This is a genomic window from Rhodanobacter caeni (assembly GCF_039523575.1).
Lineage (GTDB): Bacteria > Pseudomonadota > Gammaproteobacteria > Xanthomonadales > Rhodanobacteraceae > Rhodanobacter > Rhodanobacter caeni.
In genome coordinates this window covers 951,107-960,871 of the sequence record NZ_BAAAFO010000002.1, presented here as the reverse complement: position 1 = coordinate 960,871, position 9,765 = coordinate 951,107, and the positions used below count along the sequence as shown (strand labels likewise).

Sequence of the window (9,765 nt, the reverse complement as noted above, 5' to 3'; positions counted from 1 at the left end):
GGGCAAAACAAAGCGCCCGCGATGCAGTCGGCGCATCGCCAGCCACACACCCTGGGCATCCACCACCAGCACCTTCAGGCGCGTGCCGCGACGATTGCGGAACACGAACGCCGAACCCTCCAGCGGCGCGCGGCCCAACACTTCGCGCACGTGCACCAGCAACCGATCCGCACCACAGCGAAAATCCACCGGGCCGCTGACCAGCCACCACACCCACACCGCCGGCCCGAGACCGCCTACCTTGCCGCGCCTGCTCATCGCTACGCTCCCGTGAAAGTCGGGACGCATCGCAGCAGTCAGACGGGACAAGGGGAAGATGAGACGGGCGGACGCTTACGAAGCATCGACGCGCTGGCCGTCTCGCTGGGCATCGCCGGCATCGTCGGCGCCTTGGCCCACCTGCCGATCTGGACGAGCATCAGCCGGTGGGGTGCGATCGCGCTGTTCGTGGTGATCATCGCGCGCATCGTCCGCGGCGGCCCGCCGCGCACGCTGGCACTCCTCACCCTGGCCACGGTATTGGCCGCCCTGTTCGGCAGCGAACTGCTCGACCCGATCGGCGTGCCGGGCATCTGGTTCCCGTTCAACATTGGCGTGTCGCGGACGCAGTACATCTACGCGATCAGTATCCCGCTGCTGGCTGTGCTGATGGTGCGGACGTTGGCGCAGGTCGATGTGCGCCTTCAGCGCGGTTGACCTGAAACCGGGCCACCTCACTATTCCGGACATCACCGGCGCCGGCTTGCTCAGGGCCGCAGCAACCGCCTGATCCAGGGCCACGCCACGGCCAGCAGCATCAGAAGCACGACCACGCCAGTCACCCACTTGGCTTTCGCCAACTCGCGCCTGCGTTCACCGGTAATCAGGGCCATGTCCTGTTCCAGTTGCGCCATGTCGCGCGTCAGCCGCTCCGGGTCCGCCAGCGAGGCCTCGACGGCACCCGATGCCCGCATCCGGGTCGTGACCGCATCCATCCGCTGCATGGCCTCGTTGTACTGGTCGGACATCAGGGGGTTCCAGTCGTGGTCGTGACCGGTCGCCTGCTTCCACAGCTGCCGAGCCAGCGCATAAACCACTTTCGGCGGCTCCTTCGATGTCGGCAGGCCCACGCTCACCACGCCACGGGCAAGCGCGCCGAGGCGAAACATCGCAAACAACCGATCGGTCCAGTGAATGGCGGGGGCCACACGCGCGAACTGCTTGACGCGAAACATCAGGCGAAAGCTCTCGACGCCATTGCGGTGAGTGACCGCCTGGAGGAATACACCGGAAACATCGCGCCATGCAATCCGGCCATTCAGCGGCGTGGCGAAACCGGCCGAAGTCAACTCGAGGGCGGGACGCCCGATACCGGGCAAGGCGCGCGCCAGAAGCAAGCCTCCGAACGCGAGAAAGAAGGCGCCGGCGAGGAGCGGAATCCAGTCCTGCCGTACCGTCGCGACGCCCATATGCCAAATCCCTGCCCCGACGGCGGCCAGCAACAAACTGGCTGGCACCGCCCAGACCGAACCGGGCACCCGCAGCGAATCACCCGGGCCCCAGCTCCGCCGGGTGAGCTCATCGAGTCGTCGCTGCTCGTCGGCACGCTTGCGCTCGTCCCGCCGACGCTCGCGGCGACGGTCGCTGAAATACGCCAGCGCTATCACGGCGATACCGACGATCAGCACGAGCCATGAAGCGGGATGGCTGCGCAACCCGGCCAGGCCCGCCCCGACGGCGATCACGCCGAAAATCACCAGAAAAAGATTGACGAGCTGCGGCATGTTCGACCCACCTTCCATTGGCAAGACCGCGATTGTGACGAGCCCGCTGGCCTCGCCGCAATGGCGGGCCCGAAGTTCATTTCACGGAGAATCAGGGCGCCGCCGCTTCGTCTTTGAGATTCAATACGTACAGAAGCACTCGCAAGAAGGAGCGCAACTAACCGAGTGGCGCCTCTTCATCTGTTTTCATTGATTTGCCCCAACCTTCCGCGATCGGCCGAAGGACGCGGCACGGATTCCCGGCCGCGACGACACCAGCCGCGACGTCGCGCGTGACCACGGAGCCCGCGCCGATGATGCTGTTGTCCCCGATCGTCACGCCGGGCGTCAGCGTGACCGAGCCGCCGATCCACACGTTGTTGCCAATGGTGACCGGCCTGGGCAGCTCCCAGCCATCGAGACGTCGCGCGATGTCTTCCGCGTGATTGGGGGTGTAGATACCGCAGCGCGGCCCGATGAGGCAGTCGGCTCCGATGGTGACCTCACCGCCGCCGATGATCATGAAATCCGCATTGATGAAAGTACGCTCGCCGATCACCACGCGAGCGCCGTAGTCGATCCGGATCGGCGGACGGAAATCGATCCCCGCGCCAGCACCGGGAACGAGCGCATGGAAAAGGCGCAGCGCCTCCGCAGGATTGTCGTAGTAGATGCGATTGATCACTGCACAGGCCGCATTCGCCTCGCGCGTCAGCTGCTGCAGCGCAGGCGACGCGCGATACCGCATCCAGTCACCCGCCAGCATGCGGCGCAGGTCCTCATCCGTCTCGAGAAGCGCGGCCATCCTGTCGTCAACGAACATGCGGGTCTGCTGCGTCAAGTGATCTCTCCGGTGAAAACGCAGCATCGGGTCCAGTTACAGAGGGCCAGGAACTCAACTGACATCGCTCTGTTGCTGCTTTGATCAAGCGGGCTCCCACTGGCCTCCCTTGGCCGGGCCAATGCGGCGCAGGGCTCCTTGTATTTGCAATTCCCGCAGATGCCGTTCAATGGTTCGTGTGCTGACTCCGGCCAGCGCAGCCAGCTCGGGAATGGTGATGGAGGGTTGACGGCGGACTGCAGCGAGGATGATCCCCGACATTTTCCCCGACATTTTCCCCGACACCGGGGTGGGCGCGGCTGAAGACGGCAACACCGCTTCCGCCATGGCGGCGTGCAAGGCATGCAGCATGAACTCAACGAAGGCCGTCGCGTCGGAAGCCTTGTCCGACGCGGCCAACGCGCTGTAATACGCCTGCTGCTGCGCGCGGATCACGGTCTCCACCGGCAGATAGGCCAGCATCGGCTGCCAACGACCCAGCATCAGCGTTTGCCACAACCTGCCCATGCGCCCGTTGCCGTCCGCAAACGGATGGATGAACTCAAACTCGTAATGGAACACCGCACTGGCGATCAGCGGATGCGCATCGGTGCGATCCAGCCAACCAAGCAATTGATCGACCAGGCTGCTTACCCGACTGGCCGGTGGCGCCATATGCATCAGTTGATCGCCCCGATAGATGCCAACGCCGCCACGCCGAAATCCGCCGGGAGCATCCATCAATCCGGCCATCAGCAAACCATGGGCCGTCAGCAGATCCTCGCGCGATTGCGGGCGCCAATTCGCCATGTGCTCATAGGCGACAAAGGCATTGCGCACCTCCTGGATTTCACGCGGCTGCCCAAGCACGCGTTTGCCATCCAGCACCGCCGTGACCTGCTCCAGACTCAAGCTGTTGTTCTCGATGGCCAGCGACGCCTGGATCGTGCGGATACGGTTGTCGCGACGCAGCCGTGGCGCCAACGCCGCTTGCCCCGACACCGACCACCGACCCAGCAGTTCGCTGATCTGGGCGACCAGATTGAGGGTTTGGGAAGTGATCTGGAACGGGGGTTGGTAGCGGCGTGGCACGGGATTGAACTACCTCGGCTTGCGGGTTCGGGGATCAAATAAATGAACCTGACCTCGTTTTTCCTTAACGTCCTCCTTAACGTCCTCCGTCCCCTTTTTCTCCTTTTTCTTATCAGAAAACGAACCTGACCTTTTGCCTCCTAGCTGCTTTCAGGCCACCCACACGCTGTAGCCCCAGATTTTCGTGCCGTCCAGCAGCAGGAAATCCTCGTATCCAAAAATCAGGGTATCGGTGTGCTGAACGATGATGGCAGGCTCGGGCTTGCCCATGCGGCGCGTAACGACCGCAGCGTGCCCCTGCTCCAACATCCAGCCCACGAGATAGCTGGTTTCCATCGAAGGTTTGCCCTGCAACCGTTGGCATCCGAACTGATCCCGGCCAGGGCCAAGCAAACTCAACAACTCGCGTGCCCTTCCCGACGCCAGGAACTCCCTACGCGAAATCGTGTCTTCGACCGCGTCCTCGTCGCGCTTGGCGAGCCGGTCCAGTGCTTTCCTGGGCAGCACGATGGTCGCCCGTCCACGCTCCGATTCCAGCGCGACGCACGATGCAGGAAGATCACCGAGTAACGACACCCGAAGTTTGGTGATGCGCGTCCCTTCCTGTGGTCCCACTGGCCGGCCCTGGGCCTGCAGCCATGCAGCACAGCCAAGCAAGCCAATCAGAACTATCAACCGATACATATGCGTCCTCCATGACCGTCGTCCACGGTGCGTCCATCATCACGTATCAGCCCTGAAGTAGAAACAGGGGAAACAGCAATACAGCCCCCGTTGGTCGGGCCTCGGACCCACCTACCATTTCAATGATAGGCTGGCACCGAAACGCAGTGATTCCAACAACGCATGGCCACAACTCGCGCCCTGTAGGCGCGCAAAAGCTCCTGCTTCGACTCAGAGCCTAAGCGCTCAAGCCAAATTAAAGTGCACTCTGGCCCTGAGGTTGGTAGGCGCACGAAAGCTCTTGCTTCAATGACCTACCGGTCAACAACAGCGCATTCAACGATTTTAAATGAACCCGGCCCTTTTTTGGCACGCTAGCCGATAGTCACAGTTAGGGATGGTGCGAACGTAGAAATGGGGTTGTCACTTGAAGTCGGGTCTTCCAAAACTCGCCTCGTCTGACTCGCTATCTCCGAACGGTATGACTCAATTTTTGGCACGAGACTGTAGATATCGGATGTATCTATTCTTATCGTCCTCATTTGATTGAGGTCGAATGGCACACGCTCTGACAACCTTATTATTTGAACTATGGGCAACTTTGCAGCATGCCGAATCGCCAGTTCGTAGAAAACATTTGGGTTGTGGAATGATAGATCCGCGATGACGAGCCTGGAACGGAGAATATAATCAATAATTTGGCGCGTAATTGTGCCAGGCTTGTCTATTGCATCAGCTCGAATTACCTTCAAGCCAAATTGATCCATAGCTGGCTCGACTATAGATCCAAGAAATAAGTCTGAATGTTTTCTTTGTTCGCTACCCTCATCCCCAATTGGCGTGATGTAGAAGCAAGTTTTCTCGAACTCTGCACTAGATGCAGTAATTAGCGCTCCACCTGCGCCCTCGAATGTGTGCGCAATACGAGGAGTATTTCCCACTCCGCTCGCTGGCAAGGAATCCAGAAAATGATCGAGGGTAATGAGTCGCTCTGATCCCGAAAGAGTCTGGAGCAGCCCAGCGAACCTTACGTTTACGATAAAGGTGTCGACACACTCCTCTCCCAATTCAGTGGGAATGGAAAAATCGCTTGCAGCGTCAATTAAGGCAGCTCTCGGCGGAAGTTTGCTTCCACAAAACTTCTCATATAGCTGATTGAACACTGGGATGTCCAAAACTGCGAGCTCCGCGCGAGCCTTAGCCTGCTCGCGACGAGGAATCTCATCATCGACCGCGCGCGCACCCTTTTGCGTCAGTTTTAAAAATTCTGCTTGATAACCGCCTTCGATTAGACCGTATTTATTTGAATTCGTAATTAACTGGCGGCTAGGACCACTTTCCGACGACTTTCCAATGTGGTCAAAAATCAGTAGGCGTCTTACAGGCTGACCGCTACCAAAGGTGAAGATTTGCTTAGCAAAATCCAAAGCCTCTTCGAACGAACAAGCCGGAAAAGGTCGTTGTTTCCTCGCGTGGCGGTCAGCGGCGGCCCGTTCTACCCTCTTGGCATAGAGATCCTCAGGAGCTTTCTGCGTTTCACGCGCCGGAGCTTTTTTCTTGTTGCCTTCCGCCTTTTTATCCATTCCCTTTTTCACTGCCTCACTCCTTTAAGGTTGTGTTACCCGCACTTGCTGTAGCCACAATTCAAACAAGTCTGGCAGTTGTCCATCAGCACCAGCGCCTTGGTATTGCATTTGTCACACATCATCGACCCGGCCGGAAACGTCAACGTCTCCCCCGCACCCGCTTCCGCGGTCACAGCACCGGCATCGGCACCCTTCTTCGCCCCAGCAGCTTCATAAGCGGCGCGCTTCTCGGCGATCAGCTTGCGGGTGGATTCATCCATCTCCGGATCGTGGATCAGCCCGATGTTCTTCATGTGCTGCTCGATCACCGCGCCGATCTCGGCCACGATGGAGGGCATGTAGACGCCGCCGGCCTTGAAGTAGCCGCCGCGCGGATCGAATACGGCGCGCAACTCCTCGGCGATGAAGGTAACGTCGCCGCCCTTGCGGAACACGGCGGAGAGGATGCGGGTGAGGGCCACGATCCATTGGAAGTGGTCCATGTTTTTTGAGTTGATGAAGATCTCGAACGGGCGGCGCTGTTCGTGCGGGGTGCCGGCGTTGAGCACGATGTCGTTGATGGTGACGTACAGGGCGTGCTCGAACAGCGGCGACTTGATCTTGAAGGTGGAGCCGACCAGGGTTTCCGGGCGCTCAACGCTTTCGTGCATCTGGATCACTTCGGCAGTCGGCGCAGCCTTGGGCGCGGCAGGGGTCGCGGGCGCGGCGACGGCCTTGTCTTCGGGTTTCACGACGTTGTAGCCGGTGATCTTCTTGTTGATCTTGATTGCCATGGTTTCGCTTCTTTGTATGGGTGACGTGCCGCCGGCGTGGCGCCGGATCGCTGCACTGGTGTTCGGCTGCGCGCTATGCGGAGAAATGCCCGGCCCGGCGCGGGGCCGGACCGGGTGGTGTGGCTATTTCCCTCGTCCGGCGACTTTTCTGGCGGCGCTCTTGCGTGCCGTCGTGGCGCTCGGTTTGCTGCTGGCAGTGGACCTCTTGGCCGCCTTGGGGGCGGCTTTCTTGCTGGCGGACTTTGCCGCCTTCGCTGGCGCGGCCTTTCTGGCCGTCTGTTTGCTGCTGGCTTTCGCCGTGTTCCTGATCGGCGGTTTGCCGGCCACCTTCTTGGCGACGGCGGCTTTCTTCGCGACCTTGGCGGGGGTTTTCTTCGCGGCGGTCTTCACGATGTACGGCACGGCGGGCTTGGTCGCGGCCTTTTTGGCGGCGGGTTTGGCGGCGGCTTTGGGCTTGGCCGCCGGTTTGCTGGCGGCCTTTCTCGCTGCCGCTTTCGCCGGCTTGGCGGGCCTGGCGGGCGTCGCCTTCGGCGAGGCTTTGCCGGCGGCCTTTCGGGGCGCCGCCTTGCGGGTGGCGGCCGGCGGCCTGCCGATGGATTCCACGGTGGGCAGCACCGGCAGGATCAGCGGCGTGGGCCGTTCTTCGAGGGGGGACAATTCGCTGTTGCTGGTGGGTGTGTCGAGATCGGTTGGCATGCCGTACTCCCCTTCGATGATGGAGCGAACCTGCGCGCGCCGTGCCGGCGCGCGTGCCTGGAGCGGGTCCTAGAACTTGCCGTAATAGCCTTCTTTCAGCGCATCGAACAGGTTGGCGGCCGAATGCATTTCGCCGTCGTACTCCACCTGCTCGTTGCCCTTGAGCTCTATCACGCTACCGTCTTCCAGTTCGAAGCGGTAGAGCGTGTTTTCGAGGTCGGATTCCTTCACCAATACGCCCTGGAACGCGGCCGGGTTGAAGCGGAACGTGGTGCACCCCTTCAGGCCCTGCTTGTAGGCGTAGAAGTAGATGTCCTTGAAGTCCTCGTAGGGGTAGTCGGTGGGCACGTTGGCGGTCTTGGAAATGGACGAGTCGATCCATTTCTGCGAGGCGGCCTGGATGTCCACGTGCTCTTTCGGGCTGATGTCGTCGGCGGCCACGAAGTAGGCGGGCAGCTTGTTGTCGGCCTCTTCGGCGAACGGCTTGGCGTCGGCGTTGATCAGCGCGCGGTAGGCCAGCAGTTCGTAGCTGAGCACTTCCACGCGCTCCTTGGTCTTCTTGCCCTCGCGGATCACGTTGCGCGAATAGCTGTGCGCAAAGCTGGGCTCGATGCCGTTGCTGGCGTTGTTGGCCAGCGACAGCGAGATGGTGCCGGTGGGCGCGATCGAGCTGTGGTGGGTGAAGCGCGCGCCGGTTTCGGCCAGCGCGTCCACCAGCGCCGGCGCCACGGTGGCGATGCGCTGCATGTAGCGGCTGTATTTGGCGTGCAGCACGCGGCCGGGGATGGTGTCGCCCACCTTGTAGCCGTCGGCGGCCATTTCCGGGCGCTTGCGCAACATGTCGCCGGTGACGGTGTACTCCTGCGTCAGCACCGGGGCTGCGCCTTTCTCCTTCGCCAGCTCCAGCGCCACTTCCCAGCCGGCCACGGCCAGCTCGCGCGACACGTCCTCGGTGAACGCCACCGCGTCGGCGCTGCCGTAACGCATCTTGAGCATGGTCAGCGTGGATCCCAAGCCCAGGAAGCCCATGCCGTGGCGGCGCTTGCCCATGATCTCGTTGCGCTGCTGCTGCAGCGGCAGGCCGTTGATCTCCACCACGTTGTCGAGCATGCGGGTGAACACCTTCACCACCTCGCGGTATTCCTCCCAGTCGAACCGCGCCTTCGGGCCGAACGGGTCGCGCACGAAGGTGGTGAGGTTGACCGAGCCCAGCAGGCAGGAGCCGTACGGCGGCAAGGGCTGCTCGCCGCAGGGGTTCGTGGCGCGGATGTGCTCGCACCACCAGTTGTTGTTCATCTCGTTGACCTTGTCGATCAGGATGAAACCCGGCTCGGCATAGTCGTAGGTGGACACCATGATCATGTCCCACAGATGCCGCGCGCGGATGGTGCCGTAGATCTTGCAGGCGACCAGGCCGTCTTCGCGGTCCACGTAGTTTTCGTGGATGGGCCACTCGCGCCACACCACCTTGGTGGGGTCGGTGAGGTCGACCTCGTCCTTTTCCTTGACATGCACGGGAAACACCAGCGGCCAGTCGCGGTCGTGCTCCACCGCCTGCATGAAGCCGTCGGTGATCAGCAGGCTCAAGTTGAACTGGCGCAGGCGGCCGTCCTCGCGCTTGGCGCGGATGAACTCCTTGGCGTCGGGATGGCTGATGTCGAACGTGCCCATCTGCGCGCCGCGGCGGCCGCCGGCGGAGGACACGGTGAAGCACATCTTGTCGTAGATGTCCATGAACGACAGCGGGCCGGACGTGTACGCGCCGGCGCCGGAGACGTAGGCGCCGCGCGGGCGCAGCGTGGAGAATTCGTAGCCGATGCCGCAGCCGGCCTTCAGCGTGAGACCGGCCTGGTGCACCTTCTCCAGGATGTCGTCCATCGAGTCGTGGATGGTGCCCGACACCGTGCAGTTGATGGTGGAGGTGGCCGGCTTGTGTTCCAGCGCGCCGGCGTTGGAGGTGATGCGGCCGGCGGGGATCGCCCCGCGGCGCAGCGCCCACACGAAACGCTCGTACCAGTGCGCGCGCAGTTCCGGCGTGGTCTCCACGTCGGACAGGGCGCGCGCCACGCGCTGCCAGGTGGCGTCGATGTTGGCATCGACCGGCTCGCCCGCCTTGTTCTTGAGGCGGTATTTCTTGTCCCAGATGTCCTGCGAGGCGGGTTGCAGCGGGATGTCCACGGCGTCACGGCTCACGACGGTTGCGGCGGCTGGTGCACGGACTGTGCTCATTGGATTTCCTGACCTCCCGGTACCTTGCGGCCCCGTTGGTGTTTATGCGGTGTTTTTGGATGTAGGCACGGCCGAACGCGGCGTTTCGGCAGGCTTTTCTGCGGTGATCGATGGCCGCTGGCAGCGGCCTTGCCTCCCCCGAGGGTAGCGCAACCGGCACCAGC

10 protein-coding genes are annotated in these 9,765 nt (G+C 61.9%); 2 read left to right on the top strand and 8 right to left on the bottom strand.

The features are described from left to right. Positions 1-258 (bottom strand): IS66 family insertion sequence element accessory protein TnpB (gene tnpB, locus ABD017_RS08690; RefSeq protein WP_343882154.1); only part of this gene is annotated, 258 nt, incomplete at its 3' end. Positions 259-270: 12 nt separating this feature from the next. Between tnpB and ABD017_RS08685 the strand changes: the two genes are divergently transcribed. Further along, the gene (locus tag ABD017_RS08685; RefSeq protein ID WP_343882152.1) at positions 271-696 is read left to right on the top strand and encodes a hypothetical protein; all 426 of its coding nucleotides are present in this window, start codon (positions 271-273) and stop codon (positions 694-696) included. 50 nt (positions 697-746) lie between these two features. Here ABD017_RS08685 and ABD017_RS08680 read toward each other — a convergent pair whose 3' ends face one another. From ABD017_RS08680 to ABD017_RS08655, 6 genes are all read right to left on the bottom strand, one after another. After that, the gene (locus ABD017_RS08680) at positions 747-1,763 is read right to left on the bottom strand and encodes a hypothetical protein (protein ID WP_343882150.1); all 1,017 of its coding nucleotides are present in this window, start codon (positions 1,761-1,763) and stop codon (positions 747-749) included. A 157-nt stretch (positions 1,764-1,920) separates the two neighbouring features. Then, positions 1,921-2,583, bottom strand: a complete 663-nt coding sequence (locus tag ABD017_RS08675; protein WP_343882148.1) for a sugar O-acetyltransferase — start codon at positions 2,581-2,583, stop codon at positions 1,921-1,923. Between the two features lie 84 nt (positions 2,584-2,667). Next, positions 2,668-3,654 carry a Fic family protein gene (locus tag ABD017_RS08670; protein WP_343882146.1) on the bottom strand — a complete coding sequence of 329 codons (987 nt, stop codon included), beginning with the start codon at positions 3,652-3,654 and terminating at the stop codon, positions 2,668-2,670. A 150-nt stretch (positions 3,655-3,804) separates the two neighbouring features. After that, complete coding sequence (locus ABD017_RS08665; protein ID WP_343882144.1) at positions 3,805-4,338, bottom strand: hypothetical protein; 534 nt, start codon at positions 4,336-4,338, stop codon at positions 3,805-3,807. Between the two features lie 353 nt (positions 4,339-4,691). After that, the gene (locus ABD017_RS08660; RefSeq protein WP_343882142.1) at positions 4,692-5,912 is read right to left on the bottom strand and encodes a hypothetical protein; all 1,221 of its coding nucleotides are present in this window, start codon (positions 5,910-5,912) and stop codon (positions 4,692-4,694) included. A 23-nt stretch (positions 5,913-5,935) separates the two neighbouring features. Then, positions 5,936-6,676, bottom strand: a complete 741-nt coding sequence (locus ABD017_RS08655) for a TSCPD domain-containing protein (RefSeq protein WP_343882140.1) — start codon at positions 6,674-6,676, stop codon at positions 5,936-5,938. On the opposite strand from ABD017_RS08655, the gene ABD017_RS08650 reads away from it, so the two are divergent. Then, entirely contained in the window at positions 6,657-7,445 is a 789-nt protein-coding gene (locus ABD017_RS08650; protein WP_343882137.1) for a hypothetical protein, read from the top strand. The genes ABD017_RS08655 and ABD017_RS08650 overlap by 20 nt on opposite strands. On the opposite strand, the gene ABD017_RS08645 is transcribed toward ABD017_RS08650, so the two are convergent. Further along, positions 7,442-9,601: an adenosylcobalamin-dependent ribonucleoside-diphosphate reductase gene (locus ABD017_RS08645; RefSeq protein ID WP_343882135.1), complete on the bottom strand. Its 2,160-nt coding sequence runs from the start codon at positions 9,599-9,601 to the stop codon at positions 7,442-7,444. The genes ABD017_RS08650 and ABD017_RS08645 overlap by 4 nt on opposite strands. Between the last annotated feature and the right edge of the window lie 164 nt (positions 9,602-9,765).